The sequence below is a fragment of the Streptomyces griseoviridis genome, assembly GCF_005222485.1.
In the GTDB taxonomy this organism is placed as follows: domain Bacteria; phylum Actinomycetota; class Actinomycetes; order Streptomycetales; family Streptomycetaceae; genus Streptomyces; species Streptomyces hintoniae.
Genome location: NZ_CP029078.1, coordinates 786,723 through 804,872, shown reverse-complemented (window position 1 = coordinate 804,872; position 18,150 = coordinate 786,723). Strand labels below are relative to the sequence as shown.

The window sequence follows — 18,150 nt, the reverse complement described above, 5'->3', positions numbered from 1 at the left end:
AGCGTCGTGGTCCTCGTGCGAGGCTACGCGCCCGACGGCTCAGCCCAGGGCCCGATCCAGATGGAAGGCCGCGCTGATCAGCGCGAGATGGGTGAACGCCTGCGGGAAGTTGCCCTGTTGCTCACCGGTGCGGCTGATCTCCTCGGCGTACAGGCCGAGATGGTTGGCGTAGGTGAGCATCTTCTCGAACGCGAGCCGCGCCTCGTCGACCCGGCCGGAGAGCACCATCGCCTCGACGTACCAGAACGAGCAGATGGAGAAGGTGCCTTCGGCGCCGCGCAGCCCGTCGGGGCTCGCCACCGGGTCGTAGCGGTAGACCAGCGAGTCGGAGACGAGTTCCTCGGTGAGGGCGTCGAGCGTGGAGAGCCACTTGGGGTCGGTGGGCGCGATGAACTTCGTCATCGGCATCATCAGGACCGACGCGTCGAGCACGTCGCCGCCCTCGTACTGCACGAACGCCTGCCTGGTCGGCGACCAGCCGTGCGACATGATCCGCCGGTAGACCGCGTCACGGCAGCCGCTCCAGCGGTTCAGATCGGCGGGCAGGCCACGCCGGTTGGCCATCCTGACGGCCCGCTCGATCGCCACCCAGCACATCAGCCGCGAGTACAGGAAGTTCTTGCGCCCGCCCCGGGTCTCCCAGATGCCCTCGTCCGGCTGGTCCCAGTGCGCGCACACCCAGTCGACCAGCGCGCAGACGTCGTCCCACTGGCCGCTGGAGATCGGCTCGGCCCATTTGTCGTAGAGGTAGATCGAGTCGATCAGGGCGCCGTAGATGTCCAGTTGGAGCTGGTCGGCGGCGGCGTTGCCGATCCGCACCGGGGCCGAGCCCAGGTGGCCCTCCAGATGGGCGAGTTCGGTCTCGGGCAGCTCGGTGCGGCCGTCGATGCCGTACATGATCTGCAAGGGGCCCGACTGCTTGCCGTCACCCGGGCTGATGTGCCGGGTCACGAACTTCATGAACGCCTCGGCCTCGCCGCTGAATCCGAGCCGCAGCAGCGCGTAGACGCAGAACGCCGCGTCGCGCACCCACAGGTACCGGTAGTCCCAGTTGCGCTCGCCGCCGACCTGCTCGGGCAGGCTGGTGGTCGGCGCGGCCACGATCGCCCCGGTGGGCGCGTAGGTGAGCAGCTTGAGGGTGAGCGCGGAGCGGTGCACCATCTCCCGCCAGCGGCCCCGGTACGTGGACGCCGAGAGCCAGCTCCGCCAGTAGGCGACGGTGGTGGCGAACTGGGCCTCCGCCTCGGCCCGCGGGCAGGCGCGCGGTGTCACGCCCGCGTCGAGCCGGTCCAGCGCGAACACCGCCGACTCGCCGCCCGCGAGCTTGAACTCGGCCCGCACGTCGGGTCCTTCGGCGCTCAGCGGGACGGTCGCGGTGAGCGCGAGGGCCAGGCCGTCCGCGTCGAAGACCGCGGTGTCGCCCGTCATGCGCAGGGTGTGCGGCCGGGTGCCGTAGTCGAAGCGGGGGGCGACGCGGGCCCGGAAGGGGATGGTGCCGCGCACGCACACCACCCGCCGGATCAGCCGGTGCCGCTCGGCGTCGGCCGCCTCGCCGCCGACCGGCATGAAGTCCTGGACCTCGCCGACCCCGTCCTCGGTGAAGAATCGGGTGATCAGGACGTTGGTGTCGGGGAAGTAGAACTGCTTGGTGTGCGCGGGCACCGCCGCCGCCAGCTCGAAGGCGCCGCCGCGCTCCGCGTCCAGGATCGCCGCGAAGATGCTGGGCGCGTCGAAGGCCGAGCAGCAGTACCAGTCGATGGTGCCGTTCATGCCGACCAGGGCCACGCTGCGCAGATCGCCGATCAGCCCGTGGTCGGAGATGGGCAGATAGCGCGGTCCCGCCCCGGAGACGTCCCGGTCACCGGCGTCCACGCCCATCGCAGCCTCCCTGCCCGACCCGCGTCAGGCTCCAGCCTAGGCCGAAACGGGACGCGCGGCGCGCGGATCGCCCACGGCCCGTCCGGACCGGGCCGCGGCGGACGGCGACCGCCCCGCGGCCGGGGTCAGACCACCACGACCGTGATCCCCGCCTCCTCGAAGCGCCGTACCGTCTCCGGCGGCGCCGCCGTGTCCGTGACGAGGGTGCCGACGGTCTCGGCCGGGCAGATCCGGGCGAACGCCCGCTGCCCCAGCTTGCTGGAGTCCGCCGCGACGATCACGCGCTCGGCCCGCTCGCACAGCAGCCGGTTGATGGCGGCCTCCGTCTCGTCGTGCGCGGTCGCCCCGTCCAGCAGGTCGAAGGCGACCACGCCGAGCACGGCGACATCGAGGGTGATCTGTCCGAGCACCCCGTCGGCGAGCGGCCCGATCAGCTCGTAGGACTGCGCGCGGGCCACCCCGCCGGTCACCACGATCTTGAACTGGGGGCGCACGGCCAGCTCGTTGGCGATGTTGAGCGCGTTCGTCACGACGGTGAGCGCCGGGGTGCCCGAGCCGAGGTCGCCGCGGGTGGCCAGCGCCCGCGCCACCTCCGTGGTGGTCGTGCCGCCGGTCAGCCCGACCGTCTCACCGGGCGTCACGAGATCCGCGACGGCCTTGGCGATGCGCTGCTTCTCGGAGGCGTGCCGGGCGGTCTTGTAGCGCAGCGGCAGCTCGTACGACACCCCGTGCACCACCGCGCCGCCCCGGGTGCGCACCAGCATCTGCTGCTCGGCGAGCTGGTCGAGGTCGCGGCGGATCGTCGCGGCGGAGACCCCCAGCTCGGCGGCGGCGTCCTCGACGTCGAGCCGGCCGCGCTCGACGAGCAGCTCCAGCAGCGTGTTCCAGCGGGCGTCACGCGACATCCGCACCCTCCGATCCTCGCTCTCCCGGCGACCCTAGCGCACCCGCCCCGCCATCGAATGCTTGATTCTGTTCGAAAGAAAGCTATATCTTGCAAGAACAAGCATCCATCTGGGAGGGACACGCCATGACCCATGTCGAGGACGAACTCATCAGCCAGCCCGAGTGCTGGACCCGCGCCGCGGAGCTGGCCGCGGCCCACACCGCGGCGCTCCCGGCGCCGGGGGAGCGGGTGGCGATCGTCGGCTGCGGCACCTCGTACTTCATGGCGCAGTCGGCCGCCGCCCTGCGCGAGGGCGCGGGCCAGGGCGAGACCGACGCCTTCGCCGCCTCGGAGTTCCCGCGCGGCCGCGCCTACGACCGCGTGGTGGCCCTCACCCGCTCCGGCACCACCACCGAAGTCCTCGACCTGCTGGCCGAGTTGAAGGGCCGCACCCGCACCACCGCGATCACCGCCGACCCGCACACGCCCGTCATGACCGCCGCCGACGACCTCGTCGTCATGGAGTTCGCCGACGAACGCTCCGTCGTCCAGACCCGGTTCGCGACCACCGCGCTGACCCTGCTCCGCGCCCACCTCGGGCTGCACACGGACGCCGTCGTCGCCGACGCCCGCACCGCCCTGGCCACCCCGCTGCCCGACGGCCTCGTCGAGTGCGCCCAGTTCTCCTTCCTCGGCGCCGGCTGGACCGTGGGCCTCGCCAACGAGGCCGGCCTCAAGATGCGCGAGGCGGCGCTCGCCTGGACCGAGACCTACCCGGCGATGGAGTACCGGCACGGCCCGATCAGCATCTCCACCACCGGCACCGCGACCTGGATGTTCGGCGACGCCCCCGAGGGACTCGCCGAACAGGTCCGCGCCACCGGCGCCCTCTGGGTGCCCTCAGGGCTCGACCCGCTCGCCGAACTCGTCCGCGCCCAGCGCCTCGCGGTCGCCGTCGCCGCCGCCAAGGGACTCGACCCCGACCGCCCCCGCCACCTCACCCGCTCGGTGATCCTCGCCCCCTGACCGGCCCTTCCCGAAAAGGAGACAGCCGTGCCCCTCGTCACCACCGGCGAGCTGGTCGCCCGCGCCGCCACCGACCGCGCCGCGGTTCCCGCGTTCAACATCATCACCCTGGAACACGCCGAGGCCGTCGTCGCGGGCGCCGAGGCCGCCGGAGCCCCCGTCGTCCTGCAAGTCAGCGAGAACGCGGTCAAGTTCCACCACGGACGGCTGCTGCCGCTCGCCCGGGCTGCCGCCGCCGTCGCCGAACAGGCCGCCGTACCGGTCGCGTTGCACCTGGACCACGTCCAGAGCGACGACCTGCTGCGCCAGGCACCGGACGCCGGATTCAGCTCCGTCATGTACGACGCGGCCCATCTGCCCTACGCCGACAACCTCGCCGCGACCCGCGCCGCCGCCGACTGGGCGCACGCCGAAGGGCTGTGGATCGAGGCCGAGTTGGGCCAGGTGGGCGGCAAGCCCGGACAGCCCGCCCTGGACGCCCACGCCCCCGGCGCCCGCACCGACCCCGCCGAGGCACGCGCCTTCGTCGCGGACTCCGGGGTGGACGCCCTCGCCGTCGCCGTCGGCAGCAGCCACGCCATGATCACCCGCACCGCCGTCCTCGACCACGGCCTGATCGAGCGCCTCGCCGCCGCTCTGGACGTACCGCTCGTCCTGCACGGCTCCTCGGGCGTGCCCGACGACGAACTCACCGCGGCCGTCACCGGCGGCATCACCAAGGTCAACGTCGGCACCGCCCTCAACGTCGCGATGACCGGCGCCGTCCGCGACCTGCTCGCCGACCGGCCGGACGCCGTCGACCCCCGTGCCTACCTCGGCGTCGGCAGGGAGGCGATGGCGCGGACGGCGGAGCGGATCACCGCCCTGCTCCGCGCCCGCGCCTGACCCGCCCGCGGCGAGCGGCTACCGCCTGACAGCCTTCAGCACCACGAACTTCCGGTCCCCGGCGACGAGTTCGCACCGGCCGAACAGTTTGCGCAGCTTCAGGTGGTAGCCCAGGTGCCGGTTGCCGACCACCCACAGCTCACCGCCGGGCCGCAGCACCCGCCGCGCCCCGGTGAACATCCGCCACGCCGTCGCGTCGGTGGTGGTCTGGTGGGAGTGGAACGGCGGGTTGTTCAGCACCACGTCGGCACTGCCGTCAGCCACCCCGGTCAGCCCGTCGCCGACCCGGAACTCCGCGTGGCCGGGCACCCCGTTCGCCTTGTACGTGGCCTCCGCCGACGCCACCGCCTGGAACGACTCGTCGACGAACAGCACCTCGGCCGTCGGATCGGCCAGCGCCACCGCCGTACCCACCACGCCGTTGCCGCAGCCCAGGTCCACGACCCGGCGGCCCGCCGGCCCGGTCGGCAGATGCTGGAGGAAGAAGCGGGTGCCGACGTCGAGACGGTCCGCGCAGAACACCCCCGCGTGGTTGACGACCGTGTGCCCGGAGACCGGCCCGACCCCGTCGGGCAGCGCGTAGCGGTACGGCCACGGATTCGCCGCCCGCTTCAGCGCCGGATCAGGCGTGCTGAAGATCAGCCGGGCCTTCTTCACCGCGAGCGAGGTGCGGGTCGGCCCGATGATCCGCTCGAACAGCCGCAGCGTCGAGGTGTGGATCTCCTTCACCATGCCGGCGCCCACGACCACCGTGTCCGCGTGCACCGCGGGCGCCAGCCGCCGCAACTGGTCCTCCAGGAGCGCCAGGCTCTTGGGCACCCGCACCAGCAGCACGTCCACCCGGCCCGGCGGCTCGTCCTGCGTGGTCAGCAGCCGGACCGTGCCGGTCGGGACCCCGGCCCGCGCCAGGTTCGCCCGGGTCGCCTCCTGTGTGAGATAGGAGTCGGTGATCTGCACCGGCTCGTGCGCGGCCAGCGCGGTGACCAGGGCGCCCCAGCGGTCCCCGACCACCACGACCGTCCCGGTCAGCGGGACCTTGTCGTCCGCGAGGTGCCCGAGCAGGTACTCGTCGGAGGCGTCCCAGGCGCGCAACTGGTCACGCGGGTCCTCGGGGAAGCGGGTCAGACCCGGCTCCTCACCCCATGGCGTCGTCATACGGTCGTTCATCGTGCGTCAAGGCTAGCGGAGCCGCAGCTCAGGCCCGGTCGGGCAGGATGGAGTGATGGACGCCGAGCTGTTTCCACGCGACCGAGCCCAGGTCACGCCGGGCGCGGTCCATGTGCCGGACTGGCTGGACCCCGGGCAGCAGCGGGAGCTGCTCGCGGCCTGCCGGGAGTGGGCACGCCCACCGGCGGGACTGCGCACCGTGCGCACCCCGGGCGGCGGCACGATGACCGCACGCCAGGTCTGCCTCGGCTGGCACTGGTACCCCTACGGCTACGCCCGCACCGTCACCGACGGCGACCGCGGCCCCGTCAAACCGTTCCCGCCGTGGCTCGACACGCTCGCCCGGCGGGCCGCGGCCGACGCCCTCGGCCCGCCCGCCGCCGCGCACCCCGGCTACGACATCGCGCTGATCAACTTCTACGACGGCGACGCCCGGATGGGCATGCACCGCGACGCCGACGAACGCTCGCTCGCGCCGGTGGTCTCCCTGAGCCTCGGCGACACCTGCGTCTTCCGCTTCGGCAACACCGAGAGCCGCGGCAAGCCGTACACCGACGTCGAACTCCGCAGCGGCGACCTGTTCGTCTTCGGCGGCCCCGCCCGCCTCGCCTTCCACGGCGTGCCCCGGGTGCACCAGGGCACCGCGCCCCCGCAACTCGGCCTGACCGGACGCCTCAACGTCACCCTGCGGGTCAGCGGCCTCGGGCCCGAGCAGGGGCCGCCCGCCGCACGGATCATGGGAGACTCGCCCTCATGACCGGCAACGCGCATCCCCGGACGGCGGGGGACGGGACCACTTCCAGAACGCGGTTGGACCGGGGGCGCGGCGCGCTCGGGCCCGCGCTGGAGCTCGTGCACACCGGCCGCGCGCCCACCCGGGCCGTGCTCACCGCCGAACTGGGGGTGACCCGGGCGACGGCGGGCGCGGTCGCCGCCGAACTGGAGGCGCTCGGCCTGATCAGGGTCGACGCCCGCCCCGGCGCCCCGGCCGGCTCCCAGGGCCGGCCCTCGCACCGGCTCTCGGTCGCCGACGACGGCCCCGTCGCCCTCGCCGCGCAGGTGCACGCCGACGGCTTCCGGGCCGCGCTGGTCGGCCTCGGCGGCCGGATCGTCGCCACCGCCCCCGGCTGCGAGACCGGCGACGCCGACCCGGCGAAGGTCCTCGGCTCGGTCGTGGAGGCGGGCGCCGAACTGCTGCGCTCCACCGGCCTGCGCTGCGTCGGCGCCGGACTCGCCGTGCCGTCCGCGGTCGCCGAACCCGACGGGCTCGCCCTCAACCCGCTCCACCTCGCCTGGGAGCCGGGCGTGCCGGTGCGGCGGATCTTCGCCGAGTGCGTCCGCGCGGCCGGGATCACCGGACCCGCCTTCGCCGCCAACGACATCAACCTGATGGCGCTCGCCGAACACCGGCACGGCGCCGGACGGGGCGCCCGCGACCTGCTCTGCGTGGCCACGGGACACCGCGGCGTGGGCGGCGCCCTGGTCCTCGACGGCCGTCTGCACACCGGCAGTTCGGGACTCGCCCTGGAGGTCGGGCACCTCGCCGTCAACCCCGAGGGCCGCCCCTGCCACTGCGGCGGCCGCGGCTGCCTCGACGTCGAGACGGACCCGCTGGCCCTGCTCACCGCGGCGGGCCGGGCACCGGGACCCGAGATCTCCCTGCTCCGGCACGCGGCCGAGCTGATCCGCGACAGCTACGACGACCTCGGCGTCCGCACCGCCGCCGAGACCCTCATCGACCGCCTCGGCCTCGGCCTCGCCGGACTCGTCAACATCCTCAACCCCGACCGCATCATCCTCGGCGGCCTGCACCGCACCCTGCTGGAGGCCGACCCCGAGCGGCTGCGCGCCGTCGTCGCGGAGCGCAGCCTGTGGGGCCAGAGCGGCGGCGTGCCCATCCTCGCCTGCTCCCTCGACCACAACAGCCTTGTCGGCGCTGCCGAGTTGGCCTGGCAGCCGGTGCTCGACGACCCGCTGGAGGCGTTGGCCTGAGCCCGGGTAGGCTCACCGCCATGCGGATCTCCGTCTCTTCCGACATGGACAAAACCGTGGCCCGCGCGCTCGTCGACGAACTGCGCGAGCGGGGCCACGAGGTGACCACGCACGGCGCGCTGCTGCCCGGCGACGACCCGGCGTGGGCCGTCTGCTCGGAGACGGCCGCCCGTGACGTCGCCGAAGGCCGCGCCGACCAGGCGGTGGTGTGCTGCTGGACCGGCACCGGCGCCTCCATCGCCGCCAACAAGGTGCCCGGCGTCCGGGCGGCCCTGTGCGCTGACGCGTACACGGCGGGCGGCGCGCGCCGCTGGAACGACGCGAACGTGCTGGCGCTCAGCCTGCGGCTGACGTCCGAGCCGCTGCTGAAGGAGATCCTCGACGCCTGGTTCGAGGGCGAGCCCAGCCAGAAGGAGTCCACCGTGGCGAACGTGGCACGGGTGCGCCGCGCGGATGCGGCACGCGCCACGGGCTGACCCCGAAGACCTCTGCGCCGCCCGGCGAGGCCCGCGTCGAGGACGCGGACGTCACCGCCCGGTCAGCCGGCAACGGCCGACCGGGCGGGGGCGTGTCCCGACCTGGGGCCGTCGAGCGCGTGGTCGAGGTCCGTGAACCGGTGCGCCGGTGTCTCGGCGAGCCGCAGCGCGCGGGCGGGCGGAGCCGTCAGGGGCGCGGTCGGCAGCGTGAACCAGACGACCTTGCCCGACACGCCGTCCGGGCGCACCCCCCAGCTCTCGCTGACGGCCGCCACCATGGCGAGCCCGCGCCCGCTGGTGGACGACGCGTCGACGTCCCGCATCTCGGGGAGCCGGGGATCGTGGTCGCGCACGGAGACGGTGAGCCGGTTCAGCACCAGCTCGATCTCCACGGTGCAGGTCTTGTCGGGCGCCGCGTGCCGGTGGACGTTGGTCAGCAGCTCGGTGACGCCGAGCGCGGCGCGGTCGATGAGCGGATCCAGATGCCAGTAGCGCAACTGCGCCGATACGATTCTGCGGACCTGGCCGATCCGCGGCGGCAGTGCTTGAAGCTGCACCGCGCAGTGTCTGCTTGAGTGACTCACGGCTGCGACTCCCCGACTTGATGCGGTGGGAGAACGACCTCAGAGATCCGGAGGTACACGGAGTACGGATGCGGGGAGGCTCAGGCCATGGCCGCCCGCTTGTCATGTCCGGCGGGCTGGTTCGCAGCGTGATCGCCGGTAAACCCAGAGTTACGTGAGACCAGCGTGACGCAGGGCGCGAGCTTCCGCAACTCGCGCCCCCGTGGTCACTCCGTCGGTGCGGTGGACGCCGGTCAGCCCCGCCTGCGCCCCGCCGCCCTGCGCACGGCCTCGATGAACCGCCCGGCGGCGGGCGGACCCGGCTGGCCGGGCGCCGGATCGTGGTCGCCCAGGGTCAGTAGGTACCGCTTGCCGTTGAGGTCGGCCAGGGCCCGGCCGTCGGGCGCGAACCAGGGCTTGGACGCCCGCACCGCCTGCACCGGCGCGCTGTCGATCTCGCTGCCGTAGCTGGTGAGCAGCTCCAGCCTGCCGTCGTTGATCCGGACCTGTCCCGCCCGGGTCAGCGACCGCAGCCGCTGCTCTATGCGCACCCCGTTCGCCGTGAACTCAGGCTCCGCCATTCTGTCCGCCCCCTCGCGCGCCTCGCCGCCGCCTCGGGCCCGATCCCTGCGGGCCCTGGTCCGGCTCCCTACATGGTCCAGTGTGCGTCAACGTCCGATGTGCAGTCTGCCCCCTGACCGCCCGTCGGCACCAGTGGGCACCGCACGCGCACACCGGTCGCCCGGGAGCGCACGCGCGACGACGCCCGCCGGACCCGGCGCGACCCTGCGCCCAGGCGCCCCTTTGAGCCCCCAAAGGTGTGTTTATGCAGGTGAGAAGCGTGAAGAAGGTGCCTATGATCGAGGTGTCGGCCGCGTGGGACGTCGTCGGCAGCCACCGTAAGGAGCACCGTCGTGAGCACCACCCAGCAGGCCCGTACCGGCGCGACCCTCGACGTCGACCGCAGTGACGACGGCTACCGGAACTGGCTGAAAGAAGCCGTCCGCAAGGTCCAGGCCGACGCCAACCGCTCCGCCGACACCCATCTGCTGTGGTTCCCGCTGCCCGAGCGCTGGGGCATCGACCTGTACCTCAAGGACGAGTCGACCCACCCCACCGGCAGTCTCAAGCACCGGCTGGCCCGCTCCCTGTTCCTCTACGGCCTCTGCAACGGCTGGATCCGACCCGACCGCCCGGTCATCGAGGCGTCCAGCGGCTCGACGGCCGTCTCCGAGGCGTACTTCGCCAAACTCGTCGGCGTCCCCTTCATCGCCGTCATGCCCCGCACCACGAGCCCCGAGAAGTGCCGGCTGATCGAGTTCCACGGCGGCCGGTGCCATTTCGTGGACGACTCACGACGCATGTACGAGGAGTCGGCCCGCCTCGCGGTGGAGACCGGCGGCCACTACATGGACCAGTTCACCTACGCGGAACGGGCCACCGACTGGCGCGGCAACAACAACATCGCCGAATCCATCTTCCGCCAGCTGGAGTTGGAGCGGTACCCGGAGCCGACCTGGATCGTCGCCACGGCCGGCACCGGCGGCACCTCCGCGACCCTCGCCCGGTACGTCCACTACACGCTGCGCGACACCCGCATCTGCGTCGCCGACCCCGAGAACTCCTGCTTCTACGAGGGCTGGACCAGCGGCGACCCGGACGTCACCTGCGAGCGCGGCTCCCGCATCGAGGGCATCGGCCGCCCCCGGATGGAGCCGAGCTTCGTGCCCGGCGCGATCGACCGGATGATGAAGGTCCCCGACGCGGCGAGCGTCGCCGCCGTCCGCGCCCTGGAGCGGGCCATCGGCCGCAAGGCGGGCGGCTCCACCGGGACCGGCCTGTGGAGCGCCCTGAAGATCGTCGCGGAGATGGTGGCCGAGGGCCGGCAGGGGAGCGTCGTCACCCTGCTCTGCGACCCGGGCGACCGCTACCTGGACAAGTACTACTCGGACGAGTGGCTGGCCGGCCAGGGACTGGACATCGCGCCGTACGCGGCGGCGATCGAGTCGTTGTTGAAGACGGGCGTCTGGCCCGACTGACCGGCTCCCCGGCGGACCCCGGCCAACCCGGCGCGAGCGCCGGCGGTGACCGGCGGACAACCGGGCCGTCACCCGGCCGCACCGGCTCACCACCCTTGGCAGCCGCACCCGTTGGGCCGCTGCGTCCGTCGGCGCAACGTCTCCATGGCCCAACGTCTCCACCGCCCAACGTCTCCGTTGGCCCGCCGTCTTCGTTGGCCTGCCGTACCCGCCGTGCCTGCCGTACTCGCCATACCCGCCGTGCCTGCCGTACCCCCGTAGCGGCTGTCCGGCTACGCGGTCAGCCGTTCGTCCAGCGCCGCGACCGCCTGCCGGAAGGCGCGGCCGAGTCCCGCCCGCGCCGACCGTACGGCCAGCCGGAACGGCGCGGTCCCGTCCGCCGCGAACGTCCACTGCACGCGGGTGCCCCGGCCCGCCGGGGTCAGCCGCCACTCCTCGACGAGGGCCCGTGCGCCCGCCGCGTTGGTCGCGTCGACCCGGTAGGCGTACAGCTCCGCCGCCTTCGCGGTCAGTACCGTCTCCTCGAAGCGGCCGCCGCCGCGCAGCCGGACCTCGCGGCGGGCACCGTCGTCGAGCGGCCGAGCAAGCGTCACCGCCGAGAACCACGACGGCCAGCCGGGGATGTCCTCGGCGAGCGCGTGGAAGACGGCGTCGGGCGCGGCGGAGATCTCCCGGGCGAACACCAGGCGGACGGGCGCGGTCTCGACGAAGTCGAGTCCGACCGGGCGCAGTCGGTGGACCATGGGCCGAACCCCCTGGGCGGAGAAGGCAAGTTGGGCGAGCGAGGTCACCCTAGCTGACGTGCCATCAGGTGTCTGCCCACGCGGACCGGCTCCCACGCACCGGTCACCGAAGGGGGAGCGCCGAAGGCCCGCTCCACGACCCCGAAGTCCGCGCGGCGGTAAGGCCGTGGGCCGCAGCACACCGCCGGGCCCGTATGCCTGCCCCCCCGGGCGTCAGTCCTCCCGCTCGCCCGCCACGACCAGCCGCAGATGCTCCGCGATCTCCGAACGCGCCCCGCCCGGCAGCCCGGAGTCCGTCACCAGGGTGTCGACCTGCTCCAGCGCCGCGAACGAACTCAGGCCCACCACACCCCACTTGGTGTGATCCGCGACCACCACGACCCGGCGCGCGGACTGCACGAGCCGTCGGTTCGTCTCGGCCTCCGCGAGGTTCGGCGTCGACAGACCGGCCTCCACCGATATGCCGTGCACCCCGAGAAACAGCACGTCGAAGTGGAGCGTCCCGATCGCCTGGTCGGCCACCGGACCCACCAGCGAGTCCGACGGGGTCCGCACCCCGCCGGTCAGCACCACCGTGGCCGCGCCCGGCCGGGGGCCCGCGACCCGCTGCGCCGCGTGGAACACGTCCGCCACCCGCACCGAGTTCGTGACGACGGTGAGATCCGCGACGTCGAGCAGCTGGTGCGCCAGCGCGAACGTCGTCGTCCCGCCCGACAGCGCGATCGCGCTCCCCGGCGCGACCAACTGGGCCGCGGCGCGCGCGATGTCCTCCTTGGCCGTCAGTTCGAGACCCGACTTCGCCTCGAAACCGGGCTCGTGGGTGCTCGCCTCCACCACCGGGACCGCGCCGCCGTGCACCTTCTCCAGCACGCCCTGACGGGCCAGCGCGTCCAGATCGCGCCTGACGGTCATGTCCGACACACCGAGCTTCCGGGTCAGCTCGTTGACCCGGACCCCGCCCCGGCGCCGGACCTCATCCAGGATCAGGGCTCGTCGCTGCTCCGCGAGGAGGTTCTGATTCTCACTCACGTACGCTCCGGTTCCTTTCGCCTCAAGCCGTCCGACACGCCCGGCCCACCCACTCCGACAAGGGCGTTCTCGCCGCCCCCTGTGCGCGGACGCCCCATCCTCGCACGGGCCGCCCGACCCGGCGCCCCCCACCACCCGAGTGCGCTCGCGTCACTCCCGTCCCCTCCGCGCCACAGGTGTCACCCGGATCGGGGAGATTCCGTGACGAGCGGTGTGCGCACGCGCCCCAGGAGCGATCCTGGGCCCGCACGGCACCGACCGGACGGCAGGCCACGAGGGAAGCGCGGACAGTGGAACGGGCCAACGAACACACCGGCACCGCCCTGGAACTCCTGGTCCATGGAGTGGGCGGCACCACACCCGAGAAGATGCTCGACGACCCCCGCACGGTACGGATCACCGGCGACGACACGGCGGCCGTCTTCCGGCGCGCGGCGGACGTCGACGCCGAGCGGATCGAGCGGGCGGAGCAGACCGGGCGGACGCAGCGTCCCGACCCGGGGGACTCGATGGACCCAGCGGTCACAGGGGCCACAGCGGTCACAGGGGTCACAGGGGTCACAGCGGTTCCAGGAGCCCCACAAGTCCCACCAAGCCCAGCGGCCCCGACAGACCGGGCAGGCAGACCAGGCCGAGCGAACCGTTCCGCCCGAGCGGACCGTCCCGACCGGGCCGGGGAAGCCGGGTGGTCCTCGAAGCACGCCCCGGGGGACACCGCGGACGGCCCCGCCGGTCGCGATCGTCACACCGACACTCCTGGTTCTCCCGGTGCTTCCGACACTTCCGGTGTTCCCGGCGCTCCTTCCGCGGACCGGTCGACCCGCCCGGTCCCCGAGGCGTACGTCTGGTGCAACCTCACCTCGGGCAACGGCGCCCGCGCCCTGTGGCTGTTCCTGCTGCCGTTCATGGTCGTCAACCTCGCCCACTGGATGCGCCCCGCCTCCCGGGGCCGCCGCCGCACCGTGCGCTGCTACGGACTCCTCGTCCGCCTCACCGGCCTGACCCTGACCGTGCTGCTGGTCGCCGCCGTCTGCGAGGTCGCCCTCGACCTCACCGCCTGGCAGTGCGCGGGCGCCCGCGTCTGCGCCGAGCGCCACACCTGGCTCGGTTTCCTGTCACCCGACGCCTCGCACCACGGCTGGTGGAGCCCGCCGGGACGGCGCCTCGCCGTCGCCGCCGTGATCCCCGCCGCGCTCACCTGGCTGCTCTGGTACCTCTCCCGCCGCACCTGGAACGCCTACGAGTCCCAGCAGCCCCTCGACCGCGTGCCGGAGACTGCGGCCGACGAGGACACCGACCACACCGCCCTCGACCGACCCGGCTTCTGGTACGGCCGCCGCCTGGTCGCCCGGCTGCGCGCCGCGCACACCGCGGCGGGGCTGCTCACCGTCTCCGCCGCGCTCGCCGCGGCCGCCGCCCGCTTCGACCGCGCGGGCGGCCCGACGGCACTCGGCGCCCTGGGGCTGCTGCTGATCGCGGCGCACCTGGCCGGGGCCGTCATGGTGGTGTGGGTGGTGTGCCGCAGGGGCCGCAGCGAGAACCGCCTCGACCGGCACCTCGACGCCCATCTGGTGCGCCGGCTGCCGCTGGCCGCGCTCGCCCTGCTGATGCTCACCGCCGCGCACGCCTGCTGGGCCCGCCCAGGATGGGAGTCGAGCGGCAGGCTGCCGGGCGGCACCGCCTTCGGCGCCCTCGCCCTCGGCCAGGGCGCGCTGGTCGTGGCCCTCGCCGTGGCCGCCCGCCTGCTGCACGCCACCCGCCCCGACCGCCGCTCCGCCCTGCGGGGCCTCGGCGGACCCGCCGTCGCGATGCTCTCCTGCGCGCTCGGCGGGGTGATGTCGGGCGGCGTCTCGCAGCGCGTCTCCGACTGGCTCGACGGCACCGGCTCCGCCCTGCCTGGACCGCCTGTTCTGCTGACCTGGCAGGCCTCCGTCATCCCCAGCCTGCTCGTCGTCCTGCTCGTGCTCTGCGGCCACCTCGCCCGCCGGGCCTGGCGGCTGCGCCGCGCCGAACTGGCCGTCGTGTCCCTCGACCATCCGGGCGAGCCCGAGGACCCGGCCCGCACCCACCGCATCGCCACCACCCGCGCGATGGCCACCCTCACCGACCGCGCCCCGCTCCTCGTCGGCGCCACCTCCGCCACCACCCTGCTGCTCGGCGCCGGCGCCCTGGTCGGCGCGTTCACCACCGACCTGCCGCCCGACGACGCCGCGCGCCCCGCCTTCGCCCTCGTGCACGGCGCGGCCCAGGCGTCCCAGGCCCTCGGGTCCTGGCTCATCGGCTTCGGCTTCATACTGTTCGTCACCTGGGGCAGGCGGGCCTACAAGGACCCCGCCGCGCGCCGCACCATCGGCATCCTCTGGGACGTCGGCACCTTCTGGCCGCGCGCCGCCCACCCCTTCGCCCCACCCTGCTACGCGGAACGCGCTGTCCCCGACCTGACCTGGCGGATCGCCACCTGGACCCGCGCCACCGGGGGCCGGCTCGTCCTCTCGGGCCACTCGCAGGGCAGCGTCCTCGCCGCCGCGGCGGCCTGGCAACTGCCCGCGCCGGTCCGCGCCCGGATCGCGCTGCTCACCTACGGCTGCCCGCTGGAACGCCTCTACGGCCGCTGGTTCCCCGCCCACTTCGGCCCCGACGCGCTCGGCGCCCTCCACCGCGACGTCGACTGCTGGCGCAACCTGTACCGGCTCACCGACCCCATCGGCGGCCCGGTCAGGCTGCCCGGCGGCTGCGGCCCCGAGGTCGACCGGCCGCCCCTGAAGGACCCGCTCTCCTACGGCCGTACCGCCACGCACCCGCTGCCCGCGCCGATCCTCGGCCACTCCGACTACCAGGCCGACCCCGCCTTCGCCGAGGAACGCGCCCGGCTCCTCGCCCGGCTCGCCCCCGCCCTGCCGGGCCCGCGCCCCGAGGAGCCCGCGCCCGCTCAGGCCGACTCGGGCAGATCCTCGCCGTAGAGGAGCGTCAGATCGTCGGTGCTCGGCTCCGGCAGCTGGGCGACCCGGCTCGCGTGCCGCTCCACCATCGCCTCGAACGTCTGCCGCGCGGTACGGCCGTTGCCGAACGCCGGGCCCTTCGGCAACTGCGCGAAGTACGCCAGGAGCGCGTCCGAGGCACCCTCCGCGAGGCTGTACTCGTGCTCCTCGGCCTGCTGCTCCACGATCCTGAGCAGCTCCTCGGGACCGTAGTCGCTGAAGGTGATGGTCCGTGAGAAACGGGACGCCACACCGGGGTTGACCGACAGGAACCGCTCCATCTCCGCCGTGTAGCCCGCGACGATCACCACGACCGCGTCCCGGTGGTCCTCCATCAGCTTCACCAGCGTGTCGATGGCCTCCTTGCCGAAGTCCCGCCCGGAGTCCTCGGGCGACAGCGCGTACGCCTCGTCGATGAACAGGACCCCGCCGCGCGCCCGGTCGAACGCCTCCTGGGTGCGGATCGCCGTCGAGCCGATGTGCTCGCCGACCAGGTCGACCCGGGACACCTCGACGAGATGGCCCTTCTCCAGGACGCCGAGGGAGCGCAGGATCTCGCCGTACAGCCGGGCGACCGTCGTCTTGCCGGTGCCGGGGGAGCCGGTGAAGACCAGATGGCGTTTGACCGACGCCGCCTTGAGGCCGGCCTGCTGGCGGCGCCTGCCCACCTCGATCATGTCGGTCAGGGCCCGCACCTCGCGCTTGACGCTGTCCAGGCCGACCAGCGCGTCCAGTTCACCGAGGACGGCCGTGGAGGTGCGGGCCGGCTGCGCCGGTTCCTCGGGGACGGCGGGGACGGACGGTTCCGCGGTGCGCTGCCCGGGGATCGCGCCGAGCAGCCCGGAGGACTGCGCGGCCGTCTGCACCACGGGCTCCGCCGCGGGCGGCCGCACCCCGCCGCTCTCGTCGCTCGTGCAGTCCTCGACGTCGGGTCCCGTGCCGGGCGCCGCGTCCGGGCCGATGTCCGCGAACTCGTAGCCGCCGCGCGAGCACCGCTCGGTACGGCATCTGCGGAGCGTCGTCCGGCAGCCGTCTATCACGTGGAAGCCGTAGCCGCCGCTGCCCGTCACCTTGCAGTGCAGGAACGTCCCGCGCCCGCCCGCCGACACGTAGAAGCCGGCCTCGGCGGGGGAGTCGACCGTGCACCGCTCGATGGTCGGGTCGGCGCCCTTGGTGACGATCACCCCGGTCTGGGTGCCGTCCAGCGTGCAGTTGTTGAGGGTGCCGCCGCTGCCGTGGTCACGGAACCAGGCGCCCGTCGCCGCGTCCCTGATCCGGCAGTCGTCGAGCTGCGCGGTGGCGCCGTCGCTCACCGACACCGCCGTGTTGCGCACCTGCGAGAGGTCGCTGTCGACGACGTCGGCGCGGGAGCCGCGGTCGAGCACGAACAGGGCGTCGGGCACGTCGTGCACCCGGCAGGAGTCGAGGACGGCGGTCGCGCCGTCACTGACCCAGACGGCCGGGTAGTCGCCCGTGCTGTCGAAGATCTCGCACTGGTTGGCGTCGACCCGGGTGCCCGGGTCCCACACCGACAGGCCGTTGCGCCCGAACTGCCTGACCGTGGTGCGGGTCAGGGTGAGGACCGAGCGGGAACGCAGGTCCACCGCGTTCTCCGGGATGTCATGGATGCGGCAGTCGGCGAGCGTCAGCACCGCGTCGGTGTCCAGGGTGATGCCGTCGGCCGTGGTGCGGTGCACCGCGCAGTCGGTGAGGTGCGCGGTGGCGCGGGCGGTGATCTGCACGCCACTGCCCCGCACCTCGTAGATCTCGCACCCCACCGCCTCCAGGGCGGAGTTCTCGCCGGTCGCCGTCAGGCCCGCGCCGGAGGTGTGGTGGATGCGGCAGCGGTCGAGGCGCGGGTGTCCGCCGCCGCGCACCGCGACCCCCGACTGCCCCGCCGCGACGACCTCGCACTCCTCGAAGACGCCACCGCCGCCGTCGAGGACGGCGATGCCGACCCCGGCCGGGTTGTCGACGGTGCAGCGCCGCACGGTCGGCCGGGCGCCGCCGCGCACCTCGATGCCTGCGGCGGAGCGGGTGACGATCCGCACGTCCGTCAGCTCCGGGGCGCCCTCTTCGACGAGCAGCGCGGGGGCGGCCGAGTCCTGGCCCTCCACATGCAGGTCCTGGACGACCGCGGAGGCGCGCACCGTCAGGGGCACTCCGTCCAGCGGGGCGATCCGGACGGAGCCTGGAGCGCCCTCGGGGCCGCGCAGCGTCACCGCCCGCTCGATGACGAGATTCTCCCGATAGGTGCCGGGAGCGACGGTGAGCACGTCTCCCTCGGCCGCGGCCTCCAGGGCGGCGGCGAGCGACGCGTACTCACCCGTGCGGCGCCGCCACCGCGATGTACCGGTGTGCGTCACCTGGACCGTGCCCTGTGCCATGGCGTTGCTCTGCCCCCACCTCGTCGTACGCGGGTCGATGCCGAAAGCGTGTCGGCCGGTCCACCGTAGCGTGCGCGCGGGCGGTGGGTTGACCAGAGCCG

General features: G+C 73.7%; 15 protein-coding genes. 7 read left to right on the top strand and 8 right to left on the bottom strand.

The genetic code is table 11. The annotated features are described in order from the left end of the window. Positions 1-39 precede the first annotated feature (39 nt). Both DDJ31_RS03425 and DDJ31_RS03420 read right to left on the bottom strand, forming a co-directional pair. Positions 40-1,878 (bottom strand): glycoside hydrolase family 15 protein, encoded by a 1,839-nt coding sequence (locus tag DDJ31_RS03425; RefSeq protein WP_127181778.1) that lies wholly within the window; start codon positions 1,876-1,878, stop codon positions 40-42. Positions 1,879-2,003: 125 nt separating this feature from the next. Further along, the gene (locus tag DDJ31_RS03420; protein WP_127182975.1) at positions 2,004-2,783 is read right to left on the bottom strand and encodes a DeoR/GlpR family DNA-binding transcription regulator; all 780 of its coding nucleotides are present in this window, start codon (positions 2,781-2,783) and stop codon (positions 2,004-2,006) included. Positions 2,784-2,908: 125 nt separating this feature from the next. On the opposite strand from DDJ31_RS03420, the gene DDJ31_RS03415 reads away from it, so the two are divergent. Together DDJ31_RS03415 and DDJ31_RS03410 are read left to right on the top strand one after the other, a co-directional pair. Continuing rightward, on the top strand, positions 2,909-3,790 hold the full coding sequence (locus tag DDJ31_RS03415) for an SIS domain-containing protein (RefSeq protein WP_127181779.1): 882 nt from the start codon (positions 2,909-2,911) through the stop codon (positions 3,788-3,790). 27 nt (positions 3,791-3,817) lie between these two features. Beyond that, positions 3,818-4,675, top strand: coding sequence for a class II fructose-bisphosphate aldolase (locus tag DDJ31_RS03410; RefSeq protein ID WP_127181780.1), 858 nt, complete (start codon positions 3,818-3,820; stop codon positions 4,673-4,675). 18 nt (positions 4,676-4,693) lie between these two features. Here DDJ31_RS03410 and DDJ31_RS03405 read toward each other — a convergent pair whose 3' ends face one another. Then, on the bottom strand, positions 4,694-5,830 hold the full coding sequence (locus DDJ31_RS03405; RefSeq protein WP_127181781.1) for a methyltransferase: 1,137 nt from the start codon (positions 5,828-5,830) through the stop codon (positions 4,694-4,696). Between the two features lie 67 nt (positions 5,831-5,897). Here DDJ31_RS03405 and DDJ31_RS03400 point away from each other — a divergent pair, with 67 nt between their 5' ends. From DDJ31_RS03400 to DDJ31_RS03390, 3 genes are read left to right on the top strand one after another with little or no spacing between them, the layout of a single operon-like run. Next, positions 5,898-6,599: an alpha-ketoglutarate-dependent dioxygenase AlkB family protein gene (locus tag DDJ31_RS03400; protein ID WP_127181782.1), complete on the top strand. Its 702-nt coding sequence runs from the start codon at positions 5,898-5,900 to the stop codon at positions 6,597-6,599. Beyond that, the gene (locus tag DDJ31_RS03395; protein WP_127181783.1) at positions 6,596-7,834 is read left to right on the top strand and encodes an ROK family protein; all 1,239 of its coding nucleotides are present in this window, start codon (positions 6,596-6,598) and stop codon (positions 7,832-7,834) included. Before DDJ31_RS03400 ends, DDJ31_RS03395 begins: the two co-directional genes overlap by 4 nt. A gap of 20 nt (positions 7,835-7,854) precedes the next feature. Beyond that, positions 7,855-8,310, top strand: a complete 456-nt coding sequence (locus DDJ31_RS03390; RefSeq protein WP_127181784.1) for an RpiB/LacA/LacB family sugar-phosphate isomerase — start codon at positions 7,855-7,857, stop codon at positions 8,308-8,310. 62 nt (positions 8,311-8,372) lie between these two features. Here DDJ31_RS03390 and DDJ31_RS03385 read toward each other — a convergent pair whose 3' ends face one another. Continuing rightward, positions 8,373-8,867 carry an ATP-binding protein gene (locus DDJ31_RS03385; protein WP_127181785.1) on the bottom strand — a complete coding sequence of 165 codons (495 nt, stop codon included), beginning with the start codon at positions 8,865-8,867 and terminating at the stop codon, positions 8,373-8,375. A 260-nt stretch (positions 8,868-9,127) separates the two neighbouring features. Beyond that, entirely contained in the window at positions 9,128-9,454 is a 327-nt protein-coding gene (locus DDJ31_RS03380) for a hypothetical protein (protein ID WP_127181786.1), read from the bottom strand. Between the two features lie 333 nt (positions 9,455-9,787). Between DDJ31_RS03380 and DDJ31_RS03375 the strand changes: the two genes are divergently transcribed. After that, positions 9,788-10,912 (top strand): PLP-dependent cysteine synthase family protein, encoded by a 1,125-nt coding sequence (locus tag DDJ31_RS03375; protein ID WP_127181787.1) that lies wholly within the window; start codon positions 9,788-9,790, stop codon positions 10,910-10,912. 272 nt (positions 10,913-11,184) lie between these two features. On the opposite strand, the gene DDJ31_RS03370 is transcribed toward DDJ31_RS03375, so the two are convergent. Together DDJ31_RS03370 and DDJ31_RS03365 are read right to left on the bottom strand one after the other, a co-directional pair. Continuing rightward, positions 11,185-11,655 (bottom strand): SRPBCC family protein, encoded by a 471-nt coding sequence (locus DDJ31_RS03370; protein WP_127181788.1) that lies wholly within the window; start codon positions 11,653-11,655, stop codon positions 11,185-11,187. Positions 11,656-11,868: 213 nt separating this feature from the next. Beyond that, positions 11,869-12,684: a DeoR/GlpR family DNA-binding transcription regulator gene (locus tag DDJ31_RS03365; protein ID WP_127181789.1), complete on the bottom strand. Its 816-nt coding sequence runs from the start codon at positions 12,682-12,684 to the stop codon at positions 11,869-11,871. Positions 12,685-13,589: 905 nt separating this feature from the next. Here DDJ31_RS03365 and DDJ31_RS03360 point away from each other — a divergent pair. Then, positions 13,590-15,644 carry a hypothetical protein gene (locus DDJ31_RS03360; protein WP_431029284.1) on the top strand — a complete coding sequence of 685 codons (2,055 nt, stop codon included), beginning with the start codon at positions 13,590-13,592 and terminating at the stop codon, positions 15,642-15,644. On the opposite strand, the gene DDJ31_RS03355 is transcribed toward DDJ31_RS03360, so the two are convergent. After that, positions 15,614-18,049, bottom strand: a complete 2,436-nt coding sequence (locus DDJ31_RS03355; RefSeq protein ID WP_164785052.1) for a right-handed parallel beta-helix repeat-containing protein — start codon at positions 18,047-18,049, stop codon at positions 15,614-15,616. The genes DDJ31_RS03360 and DDJ31_RS03355 overlap by 31 nt on opposite strands. Positions 18,050-18,150: the final 101 nt, after the last annotated feature.